This is a genomic window from Ensifer sp. Root1252, from assembly GCF_001425885.1.
GTDB lineage: Bacteria > Pseudomonadota > Alphaproteobacteria > Rhizobiales > Rhizobiaceae > Ensifer > Ensifer canadensis.
On the sequence record NZ_LMDT01000004.1, the window covers coordinates 11,531 to 34,753 of the forward strand.

General features: G+C 60.6%; 27 protein-coding genes. 22 read left to right on the forward strand and 5 right to left on the reverse strand.

The annotated features are described in order from the left end of the window. The first annotated feature begins 67 nt into the window (after window positions 1–67). From ASD02_RS06460 to ASD02_RS06475, 4 genes are all read left to right on the forward strand, one after another. Complete coding sequence (locus ASD02_RS06460) at window positions 68–1,675, forward strand: ATP-binding protein (protein ID WP_156407904.1); 1,608 nt, start codon at window positions 68–70, stop codon at window positions 1,673–1,675. Then, window positions 1,672–2,271 (forward strand): response regulator, encoded by a 600-nt coding sequence (locus tag ASD02_RS06465; protein ID WP_025429612.1) that lies wholly within the window; start codon window positions 1,672–1,674, stop codon window positions 2,269–2,271. The genes ASD02_RS06460 and ASD02_RS06465 overlap by 4 nt, the downstream gene beginning before the upstream one ends. Before the next feature lie 116 nt (window positions 2,272–2,387). Next, the gene (locus ASD02_RS06470; protein WP_057212636.1) at window positions 2,388–2,876 is read left to right on the forward strand and encodes a heme-binding protein; all 489 of its coding nucleotides are present in this window, start codon (window positions 2,388–2,390) and stop codon (window positions 2,874–2,876) included. A gap of 893 nt (window positions 2,877–3,769) precedes the next feature. Beyond that, window positions 3,770–4,030, forward strand: coding sequence for a hypothetical protein (locus ASD02_RS06475; protein ID WP_063978395.1), 261 nt, complete (start codon window positions 3,770–3,772; stop codon window positions 4,028–4,030). Between the two features lie 129 nt (window positions 4,031–4,159). Here the strand turns inward: ASD02_RS06475 and ASD02_RS06480 are convergent, their stop codons facing one another. Continuing rightward, complete coding sequence (locus ASD02_RS06480) at window positions 4,160–4,999, reverse strand: APH(3'') family aminoglycoside O-phosphotransferase (RefSeq protein WP_057212639.1); 840 nt, start codon at window positions 4,997–4,999, stop codon at window positions 4,160–4,162. 214 nt (window positions 5,000–5,213) lie between these two features. On the opposite strand from ASD02_RS06480, the gene ASD02_RS06485 reads away from it, so the two are divergent. The 12 genes from ASD02_RS06485 (at window position 5,214) to ASD02_RS06540 (ending at window position 12,812) form a co-directional block, all read left to right on the forward strand. Further along, window positions 5,214–5,618: a VOC family protein gene (locus ASD02_RS06485; protein ID WP_025429616.1), complete on the forward strand. Its 405-nt coding sequence runs from the start codon at window positions 5,214–5,216 to the stop codon at window positions 5,616–5,618. Between the two features lie 144 nt (window positions 5,619–5,762). Continuing rightward, complete coding sequence (locus ASD02_RS06490) at window positions 5,763–6,089, forward strand: metalloregulator ArsR/SmtB family transcription factor (protein ID WP_025429617.1); 327 nt, start codon at window positions 5,763–5,765, stop codon at window positions 6,087–6,089. Then, window positions 6,086–6,496: an SRPBCC domain-containing protein gene (locus tag ASD02_RS06495; protein WP_025429618.1), complete on the forward strand. Its 411-nt coding sequence runs from the start codon at window positions 6,086–6,088 to the stop codon at window positions 6,494–6,496. The genes ASD02_RS06490 and ASD02_RS06495 overlap by 4 nt, the downstream gene beginning before the upstream one ends. A gap of 76 nt (window positions 6,497–6,572) precedes the next feature. After that, entirely contained in the window at window positions 6,573–6,785 is a 213-nt protein-coding gene (locus ASD02_RS06500; RefSeq protein ID WP_025429619.1) for a hypothetical protein, read from the forward strand. Between the two features lie 11 nt (window positions 6,786–6,796). Further along, the gene (locus ASD02_RS06505; protein WP_025429620.1) at window positions 6,797–7,276 is read left to right on the forward strand and encodes a DUF1801 domain-containing protein; all 480 of its coding nucleotides are present in this window, start codon (window positions 6,797–6,799) and stop codon (window positions 7,274–7,276) included. Between the two features lie 173 nt (window positions 7,277–7,449). After that, window positions 7,450–7,668 (forward strand): hypothetical protein, encoded by a 219-nt coding sequence (locus ASD02_RS06510; RefSeq protein ID WP_128090555.1) that lies wholly within the window; start codon window positions 7,450–7,452, stop codon window positions 7,666–7,668. 83 nt (window positions 7,669–7,751) lie between these two features. Further along, complete coding sequence (locus ASD02_RS06515; RefSeq protein ID WP_057212641.1) at window positions 7,752–7,940, forward strand: hypothetical protein; 189 nt, start codon at window positions 7,752–7,754, stop codon at window positions 7,938–7,940. A gap of 425 nt (window positions 7,941–8,365) precedes the next feature. After that, a complete protein-coding gene (locus ASD02_RS06520) occupies window positions 8,366–8,671 on the forward strand; it encodes a hypothetical protein (protein ID WP_025429623.1) in 306 nt (101 codons plus the stop codon). Between the two features lie 101 nt (window positions 8,672–8,772). After that, entirely contained in the window at window positions 8,773–9,156 is a 384-nt protein-coding gene (locus ASD02_RS06525) for a hypothetical protein (RefSeq protein WP_025429624.1), read from the forward strand. A gap of 87 nt (window positions 9,157–9,243) precedes the next feature. Further along, the gene (locus tag ASD02_RS06530) at window positions 9,244–9,918 is read left to right on the forward strand and encodes a response regulator transcription factor (protein WP_057212644.1); all 675 of its coding nucleotides are present in this window, start codon (window positions 9,244–9,246) and stop codon (window positions 9,916–9,918) included. Further along, on the forward strand, window positions 9,915–11,378 hold the full coding sequence (locus ASD02_RS06535) for a HAMP domain-containing sensor histidine kinase (RefSeq protein ID WP_057212646.1): 1,464 nt from the start codon (window positions 9,915–9,917) through the stop codon (window positions 11,376–11,378). Before ASD02_RS06530 ends, ASD02_RS06535 begins: the two co-directional genes overlap by 4 nt. Before the next feature lie 213 nt (window positions 11,379–11,591). Beyond that, window positions 11,592–12,812 carry an adenylate/guanylate cyclase domain-containing protein gene (locus ASD02_RS06540; protein ID WP_244494186.1) on the forward strand — a complete coding sequence of 407 codons (1,221 nt, stop codon included), beginning with the start codon at window positions 11,592–11,594 and terminating at the stop codon, window positions 12,810–12,812. A gap of 45 nt (window positions 12,813–12,857) precedes the next feature. On the opposite strand, the gene ASD02_RS06545 is transcribed toward ASD02_RS06540, so the two are convergent. Both ASD02_RS06545 and ASD02_RS06550 read right to left on the reverse strand, forming a co-directional pair. After that, a complete protein-coding gene (locus ASD02_RS06545) occupies window positions 12,858–13,496 on the reverse strand; it encodes an alpha/beta family hydrolase (RefSeq protein WP_025429628.1) in 639 nt (212 codons plus the stop codon). Between the two features lie 153 nt (window positions 13,497–13,649). Continuing rightward, complete coding sequence (locus ASD02_RS06550; RefSeq protein ID WP_025429629.1) at window positions 13,650–14,291, reverse strand: hypothetical protein; 642 nt, start codon at window positions 14,289–14,291, stop codon at window positions 13,650–13,652. A 117-nt stretch (window positions 14,292–14,408) separates the two neighbouring features. Here ASD02_RS06550 and ASD02_RS06555 point away from each other — a divergent pair, with 117 nt between their 5' ends. Next, window positions 14,409–14,834: a low affinity iron permease family protein gene (locus tag ASD02_RS06555; protein WP_057212650.1), complete on the forward strand. Its 426-nt coding sequence runs from the start codon at window positions 14,409–14,411 to the stop codon at window positions 14,832–14,834. A gap of 39 nt (window positions 14,835–14,873) precedes the next feature. Here the strand turns inward: ASD02_RS06555 and hutC are convergent, their stop codons facing one another. Then, the gene (hutC, locus tag ASD02_RS06560; protein WP_057206141.1) at window positions 14,874–15,602 is read right to left on the reverse strand and encodes a histidine utilization repressor; all 729 of its coding nucleotides are present in this window, start codon (window positions 15,600–15,602) and stop codon (window positions 14,874–14,876) included. Here hutC and ASD02_RS38915 point away from each other — a divergent pair. Further along, window positions 15,492–15,773 (forward strand): hypothetical protein, encoded by a 282-nt coding sequence (locus ASD02_RS38915; RefSeq protein WP_057220388.1) that lies wholly within the window; start codon window positions 15,492–15,494, stop codon window positions 15,771–15,773. The genes hutC and ASD02_RS38915 overlap by 111 nt on opposite strands. Before the next feature lie 447 nt (window positions 15,774–16,220). On the opposite strand, the gene ASD02_RS06570 is transcribed toward ASD02_RS38915, so the two are convergent. Further along, a complete protein-coding gene (locus ASD02_RS06570; protein ID WP_025429633.1) occupies window positions 16,221–16,400 on the reverse strand; it encodes a hypothetical protein in 180 nt (59 codons plus the stop codon). Between the two features lie 402 nt (window positions 16,401–16,802). On the opposite strand from ASD02_RS06570, the gene repA reads away from it, so the two are divergent. From repA to ASD02_RS06595, 4 genes are all read left to right on the forward strand, one after another. Further along, window positions 16,803–17,999, forward strand: a complete 1,197-nt coding sequence (gene repA, locus ASD02_RS06575) for a plasmid partitioning protein RepA (protein WP_025429634.1) — start codon at window positions 16,803–16,805, stop codon at window positions 17,997–17,999. 3 nt (window positions 18,000–18,002) lie between these two features. Next, on the forward strand, window positions 18,003–19,007 hold the full coding sequence (repB, locus tag ASD02_RS06580) for a plasmid partitioning protein RepB (protein ID WP_025429635.1): 1,005 nt from the start codon (window positions 18,003–18,005) through the stop codon (window positions 19,005–19,007). A gap of 155 nt (window positions 19,008–19,162) precedes the next feature. Continuing rightward, window positions 19,163–20,470, forward strand: coding sequence for a plasmid replication protein RepC (gene repC, locus ASD02_RS06585; protein ID WP_057212653.1), 1,308 nt, complete (start codon window positions 19,163–19,165; stop codon window positions 20,468–20,470). A gap of 1,333 nt (window positions 20,471–21,803) precedes the next feature. Continuing rightward, window positions 21,804–22,958, forward strand: coding sequence for an RHE_PE00001 family protein (locus ASD02_RS06595; RefSeq protein ID WP_025429638.1), 1,155 nt, complete (start codon window positions 21,804–21,806; stop codon window positions 22,956–22,958). Window positions 22,959–23,223: the final 265 nt, after the last annotated feature.

Consider the following 23,223-nt stretch of genomic DNA (forward strand, 5'->3'; position numbering starts at 1 on the left):
TGTTGGATCAGGCCGAAGACATCGGCAGCAGACCAGCCACGTCATCTTTGACCCTGGTTGAGTTTGAGTGAGCAACACCCTCTTGAAGTCCTGGTTGTTCGGCGTGGCGTTGTGGCTCGCTGCGGTCTCGGCATTTGCGCTCTATTCCGTCGAAACGTCGCGGCAGCGGCTGACCGATGAACTGGCGGTGACGGGCCGGACCCTGCACCGCTTGATATCCCAGCGTGCCGCGCAGCACGACGCCCACATGACCAGCTTGATCGCATTAACCGGCGACACGGACCCCACACGATTGGACGCCACCCGGCAGGTGATGGAAAGTGTTGCGCGCTTCTATCCGCGCATCGCCTGGCTCGCGCTTGTTTCGCTCGATGACAAGGTCGGACAGCAAGGCGCCGCAACGGCACAAAGTGGCGGCGCACCTAAACTGTTGCTCGAAGTCCCCTCCGGCGGGGGCGAAGATCTTTCCCCGTTGCGCGACGCAATCACGCGACAACAGCGCGGCAAGGTCGGGGCCTATGTCGGCAGTAGTGGCCGGTATCTGCTGGCCAAGCGGGCACAGGCGCCTTCGAACACCGCGCTGGTGATTTCCATCGACGCGCGCCATCTGCTGGAGCAGGAGGAACAACCGCGATGGGCGCACGTCAGGCTTACGCTCAACGAGCAGCTGTTGCTCGACCTGCCGGCCGAGGATGCCGTCAGTGGCAACACATCTTTCGTCGCCCCCGCCCATTTCGAATCGACGATCGACAGTGAGAGCCAACGGATCTCGCTGTCACTCGACCGGCCGATGCCGACTGAGGCGCTCCTGCCTTTGAGACCGTTGATCGGCTTTGCGGCAATGGCCGGACTGGCGTCTTTCGCGCTGGTGTTCGCATTGCGCCAGCGCGCCGCCGTCCAGAAATCCCAGAAGTCGACGCGAGAGGCCGAAGCCCGAGCGCTCTTGCAGGAGCGGCAGGCGCTGCTTGCTCATGCTTCGCGTGTCAACGCCATGGGCGAACTGGCGTCAGGCATAGCGCATGAACTGACGCAGCCCTTGACGGCGATGCTCAGCCGCAGCCAGGCAGCGCTCAGATTGGCCGGCACGGACAAGCCCGATATCGGGCTGATCTCGGAGGCACTTGAAGTCAATGTCCGCGAGGCGAAGCGTGCGGGCGAGATGTTGCGGCGGATGCGCGACTATGCCTCCAACCGTACACCGGAGCCTATCACCAGCGCGATCAACGGTATCGTTGCCGAAATCGCGGCCCTCACCGGCTCCGATCTTCAGCGACGCGGCATCCAGCTTAGCCTCGACCTGACGAAGGAGCCGCTTGCGGCCGACGTCGACCCGATTGAGCTGGAGCAGGTTCTGCACAATCTGATCCGCAACGCGGCCGACGCGCTGGAGGGCGCAGGGACCAAAGACGCGCAGGTCGAAATCGAGACACGAGCCATTGGCGACGAGGTAAAGATCATCGTGCGTGATAATGGACCGGGGATCGCCGCAAATGCTTTTCCCAAGCTGTTTCAACCGTTTTTTACGACCAAGCCCGATGGCATGGGCCTGGGGCTCTCGCTGTGTTCGACCCTGATCGAGCGCGTCGACGGCCGAATAGAAGCGGAAATTGCTGCAGGTGGCGGGGCGTGGTTTACGATTACGCTGCCACGTGCGCAGGAACAGGAGCCGCAGTGAGCAAATACCGGGTCTATCTGATCGACGACGATGAGGCGGTACGGACAGCGATCGCCTTTCTGCTCAGCACCTATGGCATCAATGTCGAAACATTTGGCGATCCCCAGACTTTCCTGACGCATATCGATGAGGAGAAGCCGGGATGCCTTATCGTCGATCTGCGCATGCCCTTGGTTTCGGGGCTGCAACTGCACGCGAAACTGGCCGCGCGCGGCATTGATTGGCCGACGATCATGATCACCGGCCATGGCGACGTCGCAGCCTGTCGACGGGCGTTCAAGGCGGGTATCCAGGATTTCCTGACCAAACCGGTGGACGGCGAGGTGTTGGTGGAGGCGCTGCAGCAGGCATTCGCCAGCTTCGATGCACGGCTCGAAAAGCGCGAGGCACGACTGCAGCTCGCACGGCTGACCGAACGCGAGCGCGAGGTTCTCGATATGGTCGCCTTGGGTTGGGCAAGCAAGGAGATTGCGGCAGCGCTCAACATATCGGCACGAACCATCGATGCGCACCGGGCGAAGATAGCCGAGAAGCTTGGCACCAGTTCGGTGGCCGAGTTCGTGCGGCTAACGCTCGCGGATAAGGGACCGGCATAGGTTGTCCTACCTATGCCAGGTGGTGCCATCGCGGATTCTGCAGGCGGGGCCGATTGGATAGTTCTGGTTTCGGAAAAGCGAAACGCTTCCTCCGGAAAAAGGACAGGAACCACGCCATGATCAAGACCCTTCTCGCAACGGCTTCCGCGCTCGTCATCGTCAGCGGCACCGCCCAGGCCGAACTGCTGACCGAAAAGAATATCCCGTCGAACCTCGCCGTCGAGATCGCCACGAATGCGGTCCAGGCCTGCGCCGCCGATAAGTACAACGTGACGGCAGCAGTGGTCGATCGCGCCGGCGTGCTGCGCGCGCTCGTGCGCGCCGACAACGCCGGACCGCATACGGTTGAGGCGGCTCGCGCCAAGGCGTTCACGTCCGCATCCTCGCGCACACCGACCTCGAAAATGGCAGAGAACGTCGCCAAGAACCCGGTCGCAGCCGAGCTGGTCAACATCGAAGGCTTTCTCGTGCTCGCCGGTGGTGTACCGATCAAGGCCGGTGACGTCACGATTGGCGCAATCGGCGTGGGTGGCGCTCCTGGTGGCAATCTCGATGAGGCCTGCGCAGCGGCCGCGATCGAAAAGGCTGCCGGCCAGCTGAAGTAATTCAGAAGCATGTCGCGCAAAAAAGCCCAGCAGTTTTGCGCGACATGGAAAGACAAGGCGCAGAGCGCAGCGACTGAATTCATCGCGACGCGCTTAGGCGACCGCAGGTAGGACCGGCCCTTCCGGTGCGATCGGCGGCCTTTGCTCACACTCCTATGCATGGTCTCGGACAGGCTGGCATCGCTCGAACAGCGAAGCCGGCCTGGCCTGCCACTGTCTAGGCGCGGGTAGCGGTCGCCATCCAATGCAGGGATCATCCCCCTTGGGTCCCGGCCGATAAATGCGCTCGCCATCAATCGGCCAACAGGTGCCACGCTCCGGAAAAGCACACCCGACCAGACAAGCCTCGTCCTCCGGTTTCACTAAGAAATTCGGCAAGCAAAGGCAGCGAGAAGAACGGCGGAACGCTTCCGCGATCACCGCTCCAGGCGACGGGCGCCCGCGGCCGTAGCACAGAGACAGTCTTTGCGGCAGCAGCCTTGTCTCATAGAACGGCAGAGCCAGCGTGCGCTGGTGTATCGATGCCCGGGCAACAGAACGGTGTTGCAACTCAGCAACATATCTCACATCAATATTTGCAATTCGCAATTGCGACTTGCGAAGAGAATACTCTCATGCGACGTTGCATTGTCAGCAACCCACACTATAGGAGGCGTGAGATGACATATACTCTCTTTAATATGCGCACTTCTGGTGGATTCGTTGCTGTGCTCGGGATGCATCTCGCATCCTGCGTCGACCCATCGGGTTCACGAAGCGCCTAAACGCTGACCTTCGACGGCTCGGCATTTCCCAACTGACCTAACGCTACCGGCCCACCGCGAGACCATTCGCGTCCAAGCCCAAATCAACGTTTAGAGGACCCGATCGCGTCGCAGCATCGGGATGAACACATGCGTGAAACATCATTTCCGGCCGCCGGCACTCTGCCGGCAGCCCTCGACGAACTGTGCCGTACATTTGGCATCTGGAGAACAACAGGCGGCCTCGTCAGGGCAGCCTGGCGGCATCATCGACTGGTCAACCAGACAACCGGCCTCTCCAACCGGATGCGCCGCGATATCGGGCTTCCCGAAATCGGCGAACCGCCCGACGATCCCTGGATCGCTGCGTGGGGATCACCTCGGTGGGCCCCGTCGGTTCTGATCAACTGAGGTGGAAGGCAACCGCCAAGCCCAGCGGGCAAGACGGTTGTCGCCATAGCGCAACACGGGCACGATGCAAGTCGTGCCCGTGACCTGCCGCGCGGACGCGACGTAGACATCATAGCCGAGCCATCAGGCTCACGCTGGAACCGGCCCATCGACGGGTGGCGCCATCAAGCCCCACGTCAGTGGATCGAGACGCAGGTAGAAATCGAGACGCGCACGATCGGGTGCTACAATTCCCAATGTATCAAACAGGATGGCAAAAGCCCGCTGCTCCTGATCCGGACTCGTCCAGCTTTCACGGGCGTTGGCTGTCATCAGCGCCAGATCGGCGTAGCGGTCCGCCGTTCCGAGACGACCGAGATCGATCATGCCGCTGCAGCGAAGGGTTCGAGGGTCGATCATGAAGTTCGGCATGCACGGATCACCGTGACAGACGACCCTGTCACCCGTTTCCTGCTCGAGGCGAACCGCAAGTTCGCGCTCCACGCGCGCCAAAAGGTCGTGGGCGGGTGTCTCCTGATCATCGACCGCAAGAAAATCGGCGTTCACGGCATCCCGGGCCACCACGTCCACGGCGCGCGCGAACATGGGCGCCAGACCGCGGTCGAATGGGCATTGGCCGACATCGAGCGCGTGGAGAGAGCCGAGTTGCCAGGCCATGGACGGCCAGGCCTCGAGTAGGTCGGCAGCCGAAAGATCCACTGCCGGGATGCCTTCGATTGCAGAAATGATCAGGCAGGCACCTTCGTCGGCAATGTGCCAATCAGTCACTTCAGGCGTCAGGATGCCTTTGCCCTGCAGCCACAGGAGCCGATCGCGCTCTCCGGAAAGCTCGGCCGACCGGGCCGCCGTCGCGACCTTGGCATAGGCTCGTCCGTCGCTGCGCTGATAGACGAAATCTCCGGACTCTCCCGTGACGACCGGCACCCATTCGAAGGGCGAACGCCCGAAAAATTCATGTGACAAACTCAATGCGAAGACTCCCGCGACCTCAAAAGTGCTTGTGTTAGCTGGGTACCGCCAGCAAAGATTGCAACATCGTAGATCCGACAGATTAGACGCCGTCTGCTGCCTCATGCCCGGCCGCGCCGATCACCGATGGTGGCTTTCCACAGAACGCTGGCCGATGCTCGATCAAACTGACGCCGGCAACGCCGCGCACTTCCAGCACAGGACAGAGGGTAAAATGAACCAGACGCTCGCACTCATCGCTATTGTTGTTCGAGACTATGACGAAGCGATCGATTTCTATGTGAACAAGCTGAAGTTCGCCTTGGTCGAGGACAGCTATCAACCGGAACAGGACAAGCGCTGGGTCGTCGTCAAACCGGTCGGCGACGGCAGCACCTCCTTGCTACTCGCCCGCGCTTCCAGTCCCCACCAGGAAAACTATATCGGCGACCAGGCGGGTGGCCGCGTCTTTCTCTTCCTGCGGACCGATGACTTTGTGCGCGACTACGCCGATCTGGTGGCACGCGGCGTCGAATTCGTCAGGGAACCCAAGGATGCACCCTACGGGACCGTCGCGGTCTTCAAGGATCTCTACGGCAACCTTTGGGATCTTGTGCAGTTTACGGATGGCAGGCCCTGAGGCCCTCGAGCACGAAGGGTTCCAACGCCGCGGACTTCCGCAAGGTTTGCCGCTGTACCTAACGTCGACGACGTCAGAACCGGGCTTGACTACCCATAGCTCGGCGGTTATTGATCCAATCCATAGCCAACGAGTTATTGAATTGTGACGCCACAGCCGCACGAGATCCTGTTCAAAACCCTTGCCGATCCGACGCGACGGGCGCTCTTTGAGCGGCTGTGCCGCGACGGCGACCAGACGGTCGGGGCACTTACGGCGCACGCCGGGATATCGCAGCCGGCCGTTTCCAAACATCTCGGGATCCTGAAGCGCGCCGGCCTGGTGCAAGATCGGCACGAAGGCCGCCTGACCCACTATAGCGCGCAGCACGGCGCGCTTGACCCGTTGATCGGCTGGGCAAACCAGATGGCCGGGTTCTGGCACAACCGCTTCGACGACCTCGAAGACTTGCTCAAAAGGATGGACCAATGACCGAAACATCAACCGAAACGCTCACCGTCATCGTCGAACGGGAGGTGCCCTATCCGGCGGAGAAGATCTGGCGCGCGCTCACCCAGCCTCACCTGATCGAGGAGTGGCTGATGAAGAACAATTTCAAGCCAGACCGTGGGCACCGCTTCAATCTGACTGCCGACTGGGGCGCCGTCGACTGTCAGGTGCAGGCGGTCGAACCCAACAAATCGCTATCCTATAGCTGGGACACCAAGGATCTGAAGAGCCTCGTGACCTGGACGCTCACCCCGACGGGCGCCGGTACCCGGCTGCGCATGGAGCAGTCCGGTTTCCGGCCAGATCAGCAGCCGTACTATCAGGGTGCAACGGCCGGATGGCCGAGATTCCTTTCGGCGCTCGAGGCGGTCCTGGGCCGGATGGACTGAAGACCAACCCTATTCTTTGAGTTCGCGCCACGCGGATCGCCCGATCCGTTGCGGCTGGTATTGTGAGGAGGTGCCAATGAACTGGAACAACTGGATTCGTCAAATTCACCGCTGGACGTCGCTTGTCTTCGCAGTGGTGGTCGCCGCCATCTTCATCGCCTTGGGCGTAGGCAAGCAGCCCGCCGAATGGGTCTATTTCCTACCCCTGTTCCCACTCGCCATTCTCGTGCCCACCGGTCTCTACATGTTCGTGCTGCCTTACCTTAGCGGGCGACGCACCGCCGGATAGGAGAAAGCGCGATGGCCAGCAAGACATCCAAGAAGCCGGCGGCGGCAAAGGCAGACAAACCACGCGCCGCGGCACCGGCTCAGGCCGGCGACGTGCCCCTGCTGTCCGGTGGCAACCCGCAGATCGCCAAGGGCTATGGCGACGCCCCCGTCCAGGCCTATATCACCGCGATGCCGGGCTGGAAGAGCGATGTCGGCCGGCGCCTCGACGCGCTGATCGAACGCACAGTCCCCGGCGTCTACAAGGCCGTCAAATGGAACTCTCCGCTCTATGGCATTGAGGGTGAGGGCTGGTTCCTCGGCATCCATGTCTTCACGAAGTACGTCAAGGTGGCGTTCTTCCGCGGCTCCTCTCTCAATCCGATGCCGCCCGGCCAGTCGAAGCACAAGGAGGTTCGCTACCTCGACATTCGCGAAGACGACCAACTCGATGAAGAGCAGTTCACCGACTGGGTAGGGCAAGCCAGCCAACTGCCCGGCGAACGCATGTGACGGCCATGAGGCTGCGTGGCCCGACTCCGCCGATCTTCGGCAGTTCACCGCGCGCGTTAAAGGTTCATTAAGCATAGCTTGAATCGGGCCGCCCGATGCACTTGGGGACGCGCACAGCTTCACCTAAGTACACGCTCCTCACCCGATGCTGGGTGATTGAATGGAGTGACATGATGTCAATGGAAAATGAGGCAGCCGCCCAGGCGCTGGCGCTCGACCGTTCGGTCAGCGATGCCGAAATCAGTATCGCCATCTCCCACGCACAGAACGCGATCGAGGCCGCGGGCGAGACCCAGTCTCCGGGGCTTCGCCGCGCGATGCAGGTCAAGGATGCACTCGAAGGCGCTCTGCGTATCCGCGGTCGGACCACCGGCCGGCCGGTGAACGGATGAATTCCGTAGGTCCCATCCACGGCGGTCCGTTCAAGATCACCGCGCGCGCCCGATAGGTTCCGCACCGCCAAACAGGATTCACGATGCAGCTGATGTCCATGCCGGTTGTCGCCGGCATATCCCTGGGCGTTGCGATCATCACGATCTTCTCCCAAAAGCACCGTGGCAAAGCCGCCGGCGAAAGGGCGCTCGTCTCCCTCGGAAGCTTTCTCGCGAGCCTTCTTGTGCTGTTCATTCTCAACTTCGCGATCTTCTGCGTCCAGCAATCCTAATGCACGTCCGATCGAATCTGTTGAGCGATGCCGGCCGTATCATGTCGCGCAAAGACATGTGCGGCGACACCAGCGCCGCAAACAGCCCTGATGGCGTCCCGTCAACGTCGCGCGCCAAGGCCACGAGGCCACTTGGCCCGTTGACACGGATGGTATGCAGCACCGCGCTTTACGGTTTCCTTATTCCCAAACTCCCTCTTCCCAAGCGATTTTCTATGCACGCTTGGGCTAAGTGTTGCCGCGCCCCGACGCGTGATCAGTCGGTGCGCCAATGAAATATCGGCCGAGGCAGCGCTCGAACGCCACTGCCATGCTTGCGCCGCTTTCGGGTGGCTTGAGACGCCGGCCCCCTTTCCTTTGCGGCGTCACGGCCAGCAGCGATGCCTCAAGGAGCAAACGACAGATCCTATGACGAGTATCAGACGATGAAGATGAGAAACGCATTCAGGCTTGCGCCAAAACAGAGCCGGAGATTGCCCACCGAGTATTTCATTCTGGCGAATGTGCGTTTCGAAGGGCAGGTCGTCGGATACCTCGCCGGACGGCCAATCCGCGAAATAGCGACCGACGGCGGCGGGCTTCGATACCAGTTCGTCGGCGTCGCCGCGCGCAACGCTGCCGGAGGTCCGGACGTACAGTCGCTGCGCAAGGGCGAATGGATCGTTCAACCGGGGCTGGTCTATGCCAGTATCGGCGACGACGTCGTCGCTTCTGCAGACCGCGCCGCCTGACACCGGTCGAAGTGTCGGGGAAGCTATCGAATAGGACCGCAATGTCTATGTAATCTTGGCAGATTAGCTCCGGGGTAGACAATTCGAACCCGGGATCGAACATGCCCTTTTGCAAAGCGCGCGGCACCTTCGCCGCCATCGCTATCACCGCAGCCCTCATTCTGACCGGCTGCGCCTCCACCGTGATGAAGAACTATATCGGCCAGCCGGTGGAATCGGTCGTCATCGACTACGGACCGCCGACCGCCGTTCTTGACCTCGGATGGGATCAGCGCGCCTACCAATGGCGCAAGATCTCCACCAACGTCGTTTCCGGCTCGACGAGCGGTGAGATTCGCGACACGCGGCGCGGCCAGCGCTATGAAGAGACCGTAACGCCGGGCTATGTCGAGGAGCAGGAGTGCTTCTATACATTCTACGCCCGACAGCAGGGCGGCCGCTGGTATGTGACGAACTTCCGTCAACCGAAGCTCGAATGCGAGTGAGCGCTTCAACTCGCCCCCGATTTGAGAAATGATGCATTCGACACCGCGGCTCCGGCGCTTTCGGAACCGCATTCAGGAGAGATCGGCATGCGCATCCTGCTGCTAGAGGACGAGCCCGAAATGGCGTCGGCCCTGAAGGCCGCGCTCGAGCGTCGGCAGGTGATCGTCGATCATGTTTCGACGCTCGCCGACGCCGAGGCCGTGGTCGAGCTCTGGTCCTACGACGTAATCGTACTCGATCGCCGCCTTCCTGACGGCGAGGGCCTCAGCCTCATTCCGAAGCTGCGCGCGCTGCGCGTCGAAGCGCCGATCATGATGTTGACGGCGCTCGGCGCCATCAACGACCGCGTCGCCGGTCTCGATGGCGGTGCCGACGACTATCTCGCCAAACCGTTTGCGGTCGAGGAACTGATGGCGCGCCTTCGTGCACTTGGTCGCCGTCCCGTCACGCTCAAGTCCGACCAGATCATGGTTGGCCGCCTGACCTATGATTTCCGCCATCGCGAAGCGGTCGTCGACGACAAGCCGCTCGACCTTCTGCGGCGGGAAAGGCTGGCGTTGGAGGCGCTGATGCGCCGCCCGGGCCGCACGGTCCTGCGCGCAACGCTGGAAGATTCCGTCTATGCCATGGAAGACGAGATCGATTCCAACGCGCTCGATTCCCACCTTTCGCGGCTGAGACGAAAGCTCGAAGAGGTCGCGGCCGGCGTCGAGATCAGGGCAATCCGCAACCTCGGCTATCTCCTGCGCGCAACGGCATGAGAAAACCTCGCTCGCTTCAATGGGTCCTGGTGCGCCGCCTGATCCTGCTGCAGGCGGCAACGTTCGTCGCCTTCATCGCCCTGCTGGCTGCGATCCTGACGATCGCCCAGCCTCGGCTGATCATCGACAACGAGGCGGCCATCAAGCACCTGTCCGAGGCGGTGGCGCACGACAAGAGCGGCGGCCTCATTGTGCGCGACACCGAGGAGCTTCGTGCGTTCCGGGAAGACTTCCCCAATCTCTGGTTCATCATCCGCGATGCCGACGGGCATGTGGTCGAGCAAGGCAGCATTCCGGCCGCCTATGAAGCGGCTGGTGGAGAGCTGTTGAAGAATATCGGCCGCGCGACGCTGCGGTTCGATCAGGGCGACCTTCGACCGGAAGCCGCCCTTGCCAATGTCGACACCGATGTCGGCCGAGTGCAGATCCTTGCCTCCTCGATCTCGTCGCGCGACGAGAACGATGGGCTCGAAGTCGAGATCAACGTGAACGCCGAGATGGCAAAGGATGCCAATGGCAATCCGGACTGGCTTCGCGTGCTGCCGGTCCTGGCGCTGCTTATCCTTTGCCTGCTGCTGCCGATCATCCTGGTGATGGGCGTCGCCACGTTGGTCACCACGCCGGCCGTTGTGCGCCGCTCGCTTGCCGGTCTCGTTGCGACAGCCGATCAGGCCGGGCGGATCGATATCGACAATCGCGCGGTGCAGCTCGAAACCGCCCAGGTGCCGACGGAAATCGCGCCGATGGTGCATGCCTTCAACAACGCGCTTTCTCGTCTGGACGAGGGTTACGACCAACGCAATCGGTTCCTGACAGACGCGGCCCATGAATTGCGCACGCCGATCGCCATCCTTCGCACCCGCGCCGAATTGCTGCAGGAAGATCCGCAGAGTGCGCGGCTAAGGAAAGATATCGAGCGGCTGTCGCATCTGGCCCAACAGCTTCTGGAACGCCAGGTGCTTGAGCACGGCAGCGGCACCCGCGAGGTCGTCGACCTTGTGGCGCTCGCCAAAACGTTGGCCGCCGACTTCGCGCCGCTCGCCTTCGAGGCCGGCTACGAACTGGCCTTCGAGACGAATGCGACGCGGCCAGTGCCGGTCAGCATTCATGTTCAGCAAATCGAGCAGGCGGTCGCCAATCTCCTGCGCAACGCCGTCGAGCATAGCGCCAATCGCGGAACGATCACCGTACTGGTCGACGCCCGCGGCGGGATCGAGGTCCATGACGAGGGTCCCGGTATTCCTGAGGACGAGCGAGACCGTGTCTTCGAACCCTTCTACCGCCTGCGCCCGCGTTCGAGCGGCGCTGGCCTCGGGCTCAATCTGGCCCGCGAAATCGCCCGGCTGCATGGCGGTCGTATCGATATCCTCTACGGTTCGTGGTCCGGCGCGCGGATCAGGCTGCAATTGCCGGTGGTCGACGGGCATCACCTCGCGGCGCTTTCGACCACCTCCGCCTGAACAGCACCGGGCGGCAGTCGGTCGGTCGAACAAGGCGTCAACGGCTTTGCAACTTTTCAGATCACTTTTCGCCTTAGCCCTTATCAACGGTCGGCCGATGGTCCACATATGTCTCGGCGTTTCGAGGTCAGCGTTCTCCGGAGCTTCCGCTTCGAGAGCAGCAAGGCCGTCAGAACAGAGTGGAGAATTGCGATGCAGACTTCATCCGAGGCAATGGCCGGACCGCTGCACGACAGCGGCGCCCGTCCCATCGACAGCAAGGGAATTCTCGACTGGCTGATCATGGAGACCCGTGACCAGCGCTTCATCGACAATATTTTCGTGGATCTGTGCGAACGACTGGTCCAGGCCGGCGTTCCGCTCGCGCGGGCCACCCTGCATTTCCGGATCCATCACCCGCAGTGGCTCGGCGCCCGCATCCTTTGGCGCAAGGGCCTGACGGAGGCGGATATCCGCATGTTCGATTATGGTGTCGAAGACACGACGCAGTATCTCAACAGCCCGCTCTATGCCGTCAACAACGGCGCCAGCCAGGTTCGCAAGAACCTCGAGGCGGCAACCGACGATGAGGTGCCGAACTCGCTCTATGAAGAACTCCGTGCCGACGGCTTCACCGACTACGTCGCCTTGCCGCTGGAACACACGCTCGGCAAGCGCCACGTGGTGACCTTCGCCAGTGATCGCAAGGGCGGCTTCGAGACTGTTCATCTCGAGGTTCTCACCAGTCTGTTGCCGGTTCTGGCCCTTGTCAGCGAAATCCGGCTGAAGAACCGGATGGCGCGAACGCTGCTCGAAACCTATGTCGGGCCGCATGCAAGCGAGCAGATCCTTGCCGGTGCGACGACACGGGGGAGCGGCGTGACCGTCAGCGCCGCGATCCTGATCTGCGACCTTCGCGACTTCACCAAACTATCCGACCTCTGGCCGCGCGATGATGTGATCGAGTTGCTCAACGGTTACTTCGATGCCATGTCCGAGCCGATCGAGCGGCATGGTGGCGAGATCCTCAAATTCATGGGCGATGGCCTGCTGGCGATCTTCCCGCTCAGCAATCCGCGGGCCTGCGAAAACCTGCTGCAGGCAATCGGTGAGGCGGAGGTCGCGATCGCCACCCTGAACCAGGAAAATCTGGCAAGGGGGCGCGAGGCCCTCGGCTACGGCATCGGGGTCAACGTCGGCGATGTGATGTACGGCAACATCGGCTCTCGCCGGCGGCTCGACTTCACAGTGATCGGACCGGCCGTCAATATCGCTTCGCGCCTAGAGAACCTGACAAAGCAGGCGAAGCGCCCGGTGCTGCTGTCACGCGCCTTCGTCGAATTGGCGGGACGCACGCGCGACATGGAGCATTTGGGCGCCTTTCCCGTGAAGGGCCTCGACGATCCGATTGACGTCTTCGCATTTTCGTCCGGCACCGCTCAGGCGGCGGAATGATCGGTGCAGAGTCTTGGTTTTTGCTAATCGGGCGGGCGCGACCGTTTAAGGCAACCGCTCGCCGACCCAACGCGCGACGGTCTGCGCCATCGTTTTCAGATGATCTGCAGCGGAATAGCCGGAGATCGTCTTGCGTGGTTTGAGATCGTGGTCGCCATCTTCGAGCCAAAGGATTTCTATTGCACCGGACAGGGGGTATCCGGGGACCTCCTCGCGCGTGCCGAATTCGTCGCGCGTGCCCTGGCAGATCAGCGTCGGCGTCTTCAACTCCCCGAGGTGTTTGGTGCGCAGCTGATCGGGCTTTGCTGGAGGATGGAACGGATAGCCGAGGCAAAGCAGGCCGATGATTTTGCCTTCGGCATAGAGCTCGTCAGCAATCATGCTGGCGACACGCCCACCCATCGATTTGCCGCCGATTAGCAACGGGCCGACCGCACCAAGAGACGCCACGGCGGCCCTGAACTCCGGATTGAGCGTTTCGGCGCGCGGTGGCGGTTTGCGGCCGCCTGATCGACGCCCCGCCATGTAGTCGAATTCGAACCGGGCCACACGAAAGCCTTCGGCAGCCAGCGCTTTGGCCGATGCGGTCATCGAAGCCGAATCCATCGGCGCGCCGGCACCATGCGCCAGCAAGATGGTCACCGGCGCATTCTCTGGCCCATCAAACAACATCGTCTTTTCCATCTCGACACCATCCGGCGTATCCGCCAATGAAATGCTGACTTTTATGCTGCGCCAGCGTCTTTTGGTCGACGTGGCTCGTGGGTCAACGTGTTTTCTACTGCATGTTTCCTTAAATCGTATCCGATTTAAGGAAACATGCAGCAATTCAAAGTGCTACAGCAACCTTTGCGCGTCTAAATAAGACGCGCGGCGCTGTAGCATGTCGAGCGCCGTGAGCCAGGGGTGCAGCGTACCATAAGCAGTCACGATCGATTGCCGCAACCAGTCGCGCTGCAACGCACTCAATAGCGGTAGGCAGGCCCCGAAATCGAACTCGTCTTTTTGTCGGGGCGTTTTTGCCTTGTAGAACAACTGGACCTCAACAGCGAGGAACGGTGGATCCCCGCCAGCCGCCATCGCGCTGATCGGCCGGGTCACCAGAGGATTTCGGCGCGAACGCCAGCTTTCCCCATTACTGTGGTCGAACATCAGTTGAAAGCGCCATGGCCCTTGCCGCTCGCCACGGCACCAGACATCGTTTACCGTTTTCGGCAGGCTTTCCGTTTCGCTCCACCGGCGCAAATGCCCCGGCGGATCCGCAGCCCAGCAATCCCATTGCCGAAGAAAGGAACGAACGTGCGCGCTGTCTCTCTGCAGCACGAGGATATCGATGTCGCCGTGACTGCGAAAAGGGCGACCGACGAAATGCTCGATCGCATACCCACCAGCGATCCACCAGGGAAAGGGTGCGGGCGCGAAGAGTACCGCGATGTCTTCGGGCAACAGCGGCTCCCACGGTTTTTCATGTTCCTTCATCCGCAGATCATTCCCGTCTTGCTATTCTGGCCGCTGTGACACTGAACGGAACTTTCTTCGTGACTTGCCTGTTAAAGAACAGTTGAAAGCCGTTCAGGTGCTCAGACGTCCGGCAAGATCGATGCCTTTTCCCGATTTGCCAATGCCGTTTCGAAACAGTCCGGCAAGCCAGGCACATTCGCATTCGCAGTCGGTGCCGTTCTCCTGTGGGCGGCCACAGGTCCGATCTTCGATTTTTCCGAGACCTGGCAATTGGTGGTGAACACGGCGACGACGATCATTACATTCCTGATGGTCTTCGTCCTTCAGAACTCTCAGAACCGCGACAGCGCCGCCCTTCAGGCCAAACTCGACGAACTGATCCTGACCAGCTCGGCCGAAAACGAATATATCGGGATCGAGAGACTTGAGGAACATGAGCTGGAACGACTGACGGAACTCCTGAAGCAGCATGCGCGAGATGCGCACGATCACGCGCTTCACCAGAAAATTTCAAATGCCGTCGGCAAGAAACGCAAACGGCGAGCCGACCCAGCGGCGTGAGACAGCGCGTCGTGTCGCGGCAACCGTGCGGCGCTCGATCTAACCGAGCGGGCTCGGCGCAAATTGCGCCACCAATTCATGTCGATCACCCGGATAAGTCAATCGCACATGGGTGACCGGGGCGCGACCGCTCCAGGTGCGCCGCTCGATGACGAGACAAGCGGCGCCTGTCGAAATGTCGAGCGCCTGCGCCGCGTTGCGTCCTGCCGCCACGGCCCGGATGCGATGTTCGGCCGTACTCCACGGTACCTTTCCGAGCAGCCAGGAACCGGGCGCTGACGTCTCGAAAAGCTCTGTCTCGGCTTCGGGAACAGCCGCCAGGCTGATAAGCCGCTCCTCGAAACAGAAGGGGCGACCGCCGGCGAAATGCCGGCAACTCACTTCGAGCAGTCTTGCAGACGGCGGCAGGTCGAGCCGACCGGCATCGCTGCCCTCGGCCTTGCGGATGCTGCGTTCATCCAGGTGAAAACTGTAATCCAGTCCAAGGGACTGAACCTCCAGCTTGACATCGTGGATTTCCATCACCGCCGACTGCACATGCGGGAAAGTGACGTAGCTCCCCGACTTGCGCCGCCGCTCGATCAGTCCGCGTTTGACCAGTTCGGTCAGCGCCTTGTTCACGGTCATGCGCGAACAGCCATATTGCTCGGTCAATTCATGCTCGAACGGGATGCGATGTCCAGGTGGCCACGCGCCGGAAAGAATGTAACCTTCCACATCCCCGAGGATTCTCTGGTGCAACGAAAGCGACTGGGGCTGGTTGCCCACTTCGTCGGCTGGCTGATCGCTCGGAATGTCGGCACCCTCAATGGTTTGCTGTTGCCGGCAAGCTTAAACATTTCCCGGCGCCGCGACAGCCCTCCCCTCGCCCTTTCCCGCTTTTTCGCCAAAGCTTCCTCGGCCGTCGGGTTACGCGACGGGTGGCTGCAGCTTATGTAAGCGGCGCACGCACTTCCAACCGCGGACGCAAATCCTCGCGACACAGCTAACGGCAGCACCAATGACGCTTGCCGAGATCAGCCTCACTTCGGCGGCGTCCACCCCAAGCTGGGCGATAACTGCCCCGCGGCTCGCCCATTCCGGCGCCGGCCTCCACCATACTAACTTATTGTAATTTATGGCTTTATTTTCGTGTTCGGCATTGTTCGAAGCCGAGCGTTCAGCCGTTGCCGCCGAGTTGGCTCGATATCGCTTCTTGGACAGGAAGAGCGCGGGCGGTTGACAGCTGTCAACGTTGACGGCCAATCATTTTGGGCGCGTCATAAGCTCCCTGTTTCGCAACGAGGAGACGCAATCAAAAGAGGTCCAGCGGCAAAGCGGCGTTCGGGCCGGACCCTGTGCGACGGCTGCATTGGCCACCGCACATTTTGGGCAACCAGGGTCGTATCAATAAAACAGATGCCAGGGCGTCAGGAAGGCGCGGGCCCATTCCTGATCGCGCTCGCGCTCACGATCGTCAGCCGGTTCGTGTGGCGTCAATTCAATGCGCGGCTTTACCGACTGCACGACGGCCTTCGGCGCTGGCGGCTCGAGGTAACCAAGTGTCATCCCGCCGAGATAGAACATGCTGCATCCCTTCCAGTCCACCTGACATCATCGTCATCGCACCACGATCTTGCCACAATTCAACTCGCTGTCAATAGTCGACTAAATCCATATTTTAATAGCCACAGTTTGCGATGGAGCATCAAGGCAGCGTTCTTCTCCCCCTCGGCTGCAAAACAGGTGCGCGCGCCGTTCGCGGGGAGCTGTAGTTGCTGGTTGGAATCGGGCCGACATGTTAACAACCTGGTCGGCCGTCGCACGAGTTGTCCGCGGACAACTGGCGCCATTGCGCGCCCTCCGTTGCTTGAGCCGGCAACACGGCCATTCGGCTATCCATTTGTACATTCAGGCCGAATCGGATCATAGTGCATCTGCGCATATTGCCTCGATATGACAATATTTGCGCAGTTTTTGGAGAACTCGATGTTGCAGCAGAAAATCCACGGCCTCGATGTACAGGAGCATTTGCCAACGCTCCTGGCTGCCGATGCCATGGAACTTGCGCACCAACTCCAGCAGCATCAGAAGAAAATCTTCCCGCCGCAAGCGCAAAAGACGTTGCGACTTTTCAGTCCGGCCGAGGCGGCCGCCTTTATCGGGATCGCCGAAGGCTACCTGCGCCAGATCGCCTCGGAGGGCCATGGGCCCGAGCCGTTACCGAATGGACGCCGCATGTATGCGATCTCGGATATCGAGCGCATTCGACGTGTTCTCGACGAAGGTGGCAAGTCGGGAAAATACATTCCGCATCGCCGCGGCGACGAGCGGCTGCAGGTCATCTCGGTCATGAACTTCAAGGGCGGATCGGCGAAGACGACGACCTCGGCGCATCTTGCGCAATACCTCGCACTTCGCGGTTACCGCACGCTGGCGATCGATCTTGATCCGCAGGCTTCACTTTCGGCCCTGTTCGGTCACCAGCCGGAACTGGACGTTGGCGAGGCGGAAACGATCTATGGCGCCATTCGCTATGAGAACCCTCGCCCGATCGCAGAGATTGTCCGTTCCACCCATTTGCCCAATCTGCATTTGATCCCCGGCAACCTCGAACTGATGGAATTCGAGCACGAAACGCCGAAGGCCATGACCAGCGGTTCGGCGGAAACCATGTTCTTTGCGCGTATCGGCGACGTGCTGGCCGATATCGAGAGCTTTTACGACATCGTCATCATCGATTGCCCGCCGCAGCTTGGCTTTCTCACCATGTCGGCGCTGTGCGCGGCGACATCGGTGCTGATCACCGTGCACCCGCAGATGCTCGATGTCATGTCCATGTCCCAGTTTCTCTCGATGACCAGCGAATTGATGCGCGTCGTCGAGAACGCCGGCGGCCGGACCAGCTATGACTGGATGCGCTACCTCGTCACCCGGTTTGAACCCAATGACGGTCCGCAAAGCCAGATGACCGGTTTCATGCGCTCCATCTTCGGCAATCGCATGCTGCACAACGCCATGGTCAAATCGACGGCCGTTTCCGACGCCGGCGTGACCAAGCAAACGCTATATGAGGTGGAACGCTCGCAGTTTGTCCGCGGCACCTATGACCGCGCGATGGATTCCCTGACGCTCGTCAATGGCGAGATCGAGGACCTCCTGCGCAAGGTGTGGGGAAGGAAGTAACCCATGGCCCGCAAGAACCTGATCGGTGTTTCAGACAGTCATGCTGCAGATGGCGAGGATAATCGTCCGCTGGCCGGACGGCCGATCATCGGCCTCGATCCCGGCCAGCGACCACACGGCCCGATCGGCGGCATCACCCGGTCTCTGTCGAACATCACGCAGAAGGTGGAGCGAGCTCAAGAACTTGAACGCCAGCTTGCAGAAGGCCTGGCGGTGATAGAGCTCGACCCGGATCTGGTTGACGTTTCCTTCGTCGTCGATCGCCTCGGCGTCGCGGCCGATGTCGAACGCTCGCTGCTCGAACAGATCCGGGATCACGGACAACAGGTGCCGATCCTCGTGCGCCCGCATCCCAACGAGGACGGGCGTTATCAGGTCGCTTACGGCCATCGTCGTCTTGCCGCCACGCGTGAGCTTGGCAGCAAGGTCAGAGCTGTCGTCCGCGACCTCAGCGACGAACAGCTGGTGATTTCGCAAGGGCAGGAAAACAACGCTCGGACGGACTTGTCCTTCATCGAGCGGTCGCTGTTCGCCACCCGTCTCGAAGACCGCGAATTCTCGCGTGACGTCATCATGTCATCGCTTGGCGTCGACAAGGCGGCCCTGTCGAAGATGATTGCGATCGTGCGCCGGCTACCCATCGATGTGATCGAGGCAATCGGTGCCGCGCCGGCCATCGGACGGCGGCGCTGGGCGGAGCTTGCAGAGCTTGTTGAGAACGACGATGCGCTCATCAAGACCAACGCGTTCTTAGGGCGCACTGAATTCCTGGCAAGGGAGAGCGATCAACGGTTTGAGACGCTGTTTTCCTTCCTGAGCACTGTGAAGGCCCGGAGCCAGGCAGTTCCTTGGGTGGCGCCAGATGATACGCGCCCGGTGCGCATTCGAGAAACAAACAGCGAAACGACGCTTTCCTTCAACAAGAAGGTCGCGCCCGGTTTTGCAGATTTCGTGAGGCAGAGGCTCAAATCTCTGTACCTCGAATATCAAGAGGAAACAGGAGACTAACAGAGCAAAAGAAAAAGGCTTCCGAACGACTAGCGCAGCGGAAACCCTTCTCTCGTGTAGCAACTAGAGAATCCCATTTCCGCGAATCACTGTCAAGCGTTTTTAACGTCGTTTCGGCGAACGGACTTCTTTTGCCTTTGAAAAGGTGAAGAGAGATGGAGCGTGGAAATGTGACGACGCCCTTTGGGCGGCGCGCGATGACGCTTGGCATGTTCGCAAGCCAAGTCATCGCGAGCGAAATCGATTCGCAGCAGCCGATCGATAAATGGAAACTGTTTCGGACCGTCTGTGAAGCCAAGGCTGTCGTCGGCGTGTCCGACCGTGCTTTGGCCGTACTCAATGCGCTGCTCAGCTTCTACCCTAAGGTCGAGCTGACGTCAGGCAAGGGGTTGGTGGTGTTTCCATCAAACAACCAATTGGCCCTGCGCACCCATGGCATGGCAGGCACCACACTGCGTCGCCACCTGGCAACATTGGTGGAGGCCGGCCTTATCCTTCGCAAGGATAGCCCAAATGGCAAGCGTTACGCCCGTAGAGATACAAAGGGCGCCATCGGCGACGCCTTCGGGTTCGATCTGTCACCGCTGCTTGCACGCGCCCATGAATTGCAAACGGCCGCAGCCGCAGTCGCTCTGGCCCGACAGGAGGCGCAGCTTGCCCGTGAGCGTCTCAGCCTTTGCCGTCGCGATCTGACCAAGCTCATAGACGTGTTGCGCGAAACCGACCAAACGTCCAACTGGGACGACCTTCAAAGCCGTTATCTTCTCGCCGTCGACACCCTTCCGCGGAAACCTGGCCTCGCTGAAATCGAGCCTGTTCTCAAGCAACTGGACGCGTTGCGCGCGGAAGTGCTCAACCAATTGGAAAAACTGGTAAATCTTGAAAATTCGGACACCAATGATAGCCAAAATGGCTGCCACATACAGAGTTCACATCCAGACTCTTCTACTGAATCTGAACCGGGCTTTGGAAGTGAAGCTGTGACGTTTTCGAACTCACGCCAAACGTCCGACAGCATGGCCGTTGTGCAGGCAAGCAATCGGACGGCAATTGCAACAGACGCGGCCTCCCAGACCGAAACACCGGAGGTAACCCGGGGTAAAACGCATCGACCTCCGCAAACCTTCCCGCTATCAACCGTGCTGAAAGCCTGCCCTGATATCGTCGACTATGGTCCTGGCGGGGAGGTGCAGTCCTGGCGTGATCTGATGATAGCTGCCGCTGTGGTCCGTTCCATGCTCAATGTCAGTCAGGGAGCGCATGATGAAGCGTGCCGGGTGCTTGGCCCAGAAGCGGCCGCGACGGTGCTCGCATGTATCCTGCAGCGCTCGCCGCACATCGCGTCTGCCGGTGGTTACCTGCGGGACCTGACGCGGCGATCTATGCGACAGGAGTTCGTGGTTGGGCCGATGGTCATGGCGTTGTTGCGTGCCAATCCCGGCAGTATGGCGCTAGCCAGCTGAGCTAGAACAACGCGGCTGTTTCGACGGACGTTGACAGCTGTCAACTGCGGCTAGTTGTGCGCCTCATTCGGCAATCAATGTCCAATGAGGCGGACTGGTGGCCGACCTGTGCAGGATGTTGAGATCGAGTTTGCCGGGTCCAACACCTCGCAGCAGCTGATCCCGATCCCTGCCAAATTGCAGCGTGCGCGGCGCTGAGTACCGGCTTGCGACGGGCAACGTTAGATCGGTCCCTTGGTGAGTTGACAGCTGTCAACGGTTTCACGTCAGGCCATTCGAATGGAAAATACCACAACCACCAGCCCGCTGCAGATCCGTACACTTAACCTCTATCGACGAGAGGGTCGTCCAGTTCGCGGACTTCTGATCAAGGTCTGCCCCACCGGCTCCTGTCCTCCCCGGCAGAAAGATGGCACAAACGCTGAGGCTGCAAGGTGTCTACACCCGCAAGCGGTCACAACCTCAACCGCGTCCTGAGGCCGTGCAGGCATGAAGCTGCCCAACCGCACCTTCAGACGAGCATTATTCTGTCAGGCATTGCATTGGGTGATTTTCCCCACGCGCTCGGGGTGTGACGGGGCGAAACGCGATCCGGCAAAGTTCTAATGCATTGAGGCTCCGGACATGCCGGAGGGTTGCCTTATAAACCGTCGATAGATGTGATTGGTCGCTGGCCTGAGTTTGTTGTTACCCTCTGGCGGGGCCGATGTTGACAGCTGTCAACGCGTGACGGGCCGTTTTGTCGGAAAGTATCGCTCCTACACATTCGGCAGCATGAACGAACGCAAGCTGCTGCGTGGGCGCCATGCCCATCGCGATGCTAAGGCGAGTTAGTTTCGCCAGAGCGAGAAAGCGCCTGCGTGATAGGTTGCGCAATGCCTTTTCGGCCCAGAGAAGGGCAGGGGCCACCTGTCGCATAGACGCGTGTTGACAGCTGTCAACACGCAGGCGTTCGTCTGGCATCCCCAGCTCGAACCGCTATCCGTCCGCAATCCTGTCCGGCCTGACCTGTCGACTTCGATGACCAAAATCCCTTCACGACCGTCTTTCGAGACGTTAGCCGAATGGAAAGGAAATGCTGCTATGTTGGCAATGCTGGCCTTCCTGCGTTGCGAATGGCCCTCAAGAGCGTACAATGTGATGGTCGAATTCGTCGATTCGAATCCGGTTTGCGCTCATTTGAAGCGCTAAGAAGGCCATTCTAGCCTTCCGTACTGGTCAACGCAGAAACCCGACGACAAACATCCCGGTATCCGCTAAAACGGCATGTCATGTGTGTCGGAAGAAAACTGTCCGTTTTCCTTCCGTTTGCCAGAAATAGCGTGTGATTGTAATGCGATACCAAATCCCGGAATTAGTGCTGCAGACGCTGTTTTCCGCAACGATCGAAGCTGAAGATCGGTTGGCGCGGCTGGATGAGCGTGCCGGCCGCCATCCCGTCGCCGAAGGCTTTCGCGAGCGTGGTCAGTTCTTCGATGCGGCCGGTGCCCTCTGGGTTGCCGGCGAGTTGGTCCATGTCGAGGATCTGGTGCTGCATGATGCGCATATGGATGCCCGTGCGCCGACACACGAGTTGACGATCGCGCATGCAGTCTTGCGTGCGCGCCGGAGGATCTGGTTGTCCGACCCTGATTGGGCGCTATCGTCCGCCGGTCTGGCGGTCCTTCGCGGCGAACAAGTCGGCGGCGAGACACCGTCGATCGAGATGGACCGAGGCGTTCCGCCGGGGACGGCGGATGACGATAATGTCATCGCTGACGGCGATGACGACGACAATCCGCTTTCCCTCGAGTTCGCGGAGATCGATGCTGCGATCGCGCGATCGCAACGTCTGCTCGATGAACAGGCGGATGAAGTCGGTGACAGCGGATTTGGGGGGACAGAGCGCCCGTCCGCCTCAGAGCCCAAGGGACAGTTGGGGCTGCTTTTCGATGACGAATGGGACGAGGGCGCGCGGCTCGAGGCGTGGCGATCCCTGATTGCGGCTGCGGACCGAATGCCGGCCTGCCTTGGCGCGGCGATGCTCTTCGATGCCTGGGAGCAGATCGAGCCGCTTCGCAGGCAGCATTGGCTGGGAGGGTTGCTCGTTGGCGCCTACCTGCGCGCGCGTGGTAAAGTGACGTCGCATCTCATCAGCTTCCATACGGGCCTGAAGACAATTCGCCACGAACGGCGTCGTGCAAGAGATCAGGAGGTTCGGCTGAGGGCGTTTCTGGAGGCTCTAGTCCTCACCGGCGAACTTGGCCTCAAGGAGTTGGATCGACTGTTTCTCGCCAAGACCCAGATGGAAATGCGCGTGCGCGACCGTCGCTCAAATAGCAGCCTGCCAGGCCTGATCGAGCTTCTGCTGTCTCGGCCGATCGTTTCCGCCGGGCTGGTGGCGCGTCATGTCGGCGTCACCCAGCGGGGCGCGCTCAATCTTGTCCGCGAACTTGGGGCCAAGGAAATGACCGGCAGGGGGCGTTACCGCGGTTGGGGGATATTGTAACCGGTTGCGCAGTTGCACGGGCGGCAAACGGTCTTGACCGGATGTTCGGCTCACCGCGGCTCACATGGGGAACTTCGGGTCAAGAACTTTTAAAGGTCCATCGCATGTTTCCTTCGGTCGCTCTTTCGGCATCCAAGGCTGAGCCTGTTCGCGTGAACGGGCCTGTTTCCATCGCCGGTTCAAACTCACATTCGGTCGCCGCGCCGAGCGGCTGCACCATCATTCCGCTTGCGTTGCGGCAAAGGCTCAGGAGGACGAGACCATT

Excerpts from the sequence above, each read along its gene's own strand:
- repA (WP_025429634.1), top strand. The coding sequence starts at position 16,803 with ATGTTGCAGCAGAAAATCCACGGCCTCGATGTACAGGAGCATTTGCCA.
- ASD02_RS06510 (WP_128090555.1), top strand. The coding sequence starts at position 7,450 with ATGTCAATGGAAAATGAGGCAGCCGCCCAGGCGCTGGCGCTCGACCGT.
- repB (WP_025429635.1), top strand. The coding sequence starts at position 18,003 with ATGGCCCGCAAGAACCTGATCGGTGTTTCAGACAGTCATGCTGCAGAT.
- ASD02_RS38915 (WP_057220388.1), top strand. The coding sequence starts at position 15,492 with ATGCTCGAACGGGATGCGATGTCCAGGTGGCCACGCGCCGGAAAGAAT.
- ASD02_RS06535 (WP_057212646.1), top strand. The coding sequence starts at position 9,915 with ATGAGAAAACCTCGCTCGCTTCAATGGGTCCTGGTGCGCCGCCTGATC.
- ASD02_RS06545 (WP_025429628.1), bottom strand. The coding sequence starts at position 13,496 with ATGGAAAAGACGATGTTGTTTGATGGGCCAGAGAATGCGCCGGTGACC.
- ASD02_RS06595 (WP_025429638.1), top strand. The coding sequence starts at position 21,804 with ATGCGATACCAAATCCCGGAATTAGTGCTGCAGACGCTGTTTTCCGCA.
- ASD02_RS06475 (WP_063978395.1), top strand. The coding sequence starts at position 3,770 with ATGCGTGAAACATCATTTCCGGCCGCCGGCACTCTGCCGGCAGCCCTC.
- ASD02_RS06470 (WP_057212636.1), top strand. The coding sequence starts at position 2,388 with ATGATCAAGACCCTTCTCGCAACGGCTTCCGCGCTCGTCATCGTCAGC.
- ASD02_RS06525 (WP_025429624.1), top strand. The coding sequence starts at position 8,773 with ATGCCCTTTTGCAAAGCGCGCGGCACCTTCGCCGCCATCGCTATCACC.
- ASD02_RS06505 (WP_025429620.1), top strand. The coding sequence starts at position 6,797 with ATGGCCAGCAAGACATCCAAGAAGCCGGCGGCGGCAAAGGCAGACAAA.
- repC (WP_057212653.1), top strand. The coding sequence starts at position 19,163 with ATGGAGCGTGGAAATGTGACGACGCCCTTTGGGCGGCGCGCGATGACG.
- ASD02_RS06530 (WP_057212644.1), top strand. The coding sequence starts at position 9,244 with ATGCGCATCCTGCTGCTAGAGGACGAGCCCGAAATGGCGTCGGCCCTG.
- ASD02_RS06540 (WP_244494186.1), top strand. The coding sequence starts at position 11,592 with ATGGCCGGACCGCTGCACGACAGCGGCGCCCGTCCCATCGACAGCAAG.
- ASD02_RS06500 (WP_025429619.1), top strand. The coding sequence starts at position 6,573 with ATGAACTGGAACAACTGGATTCGTCAAATTCACCGCTGGACGTCGCTT.
- ASD02_RS06520 (WP_025429623.1), top strand. The coding sequence starts at position 8,366 with ATGAAGATGAGAAACGCATTCAGGCTTGCGCCAAAACAGAGCCGGAGA.
- ASD02_RS06485 (WP_025429616.1), top strand. The coding sequence starts at position 5,214 with ATGAACCAGACGCTCGCACTCATCGCTATTGTTGTTCGAGACTATGAC.
- ASD02_RS06550 (WP_025429629.1), bottom strand. The coding sequence starts at position 14,291 with ATGAAGGAACATGAAAAACCGTGGGAGCCGCTGTTGCCCGAAGACATC.
- ASD02_RS06570 (WP_025429633.1), bottom strand. The coding sequence starts at position 16,400 with ATGTTCTATCTCGGCGGGATGACACTTGGTTACCTCGAGCCGCCAGCG.
- ASD02_RS06515 (WP_057212641.1), top strand. The coding sequence starts at position 7,752 with ATGCAGCTGATGTCCATGCCGGTTGTCGCCGGCATATCCCTGGGCGTT.
- ASD02_RS06495 (WP_025429618.1), top strand. The coding sequence starts at position 6,086 with ATGACCGAAACATCAACCGAAACGCTCACCGTCATCGTCGAACGGGAG.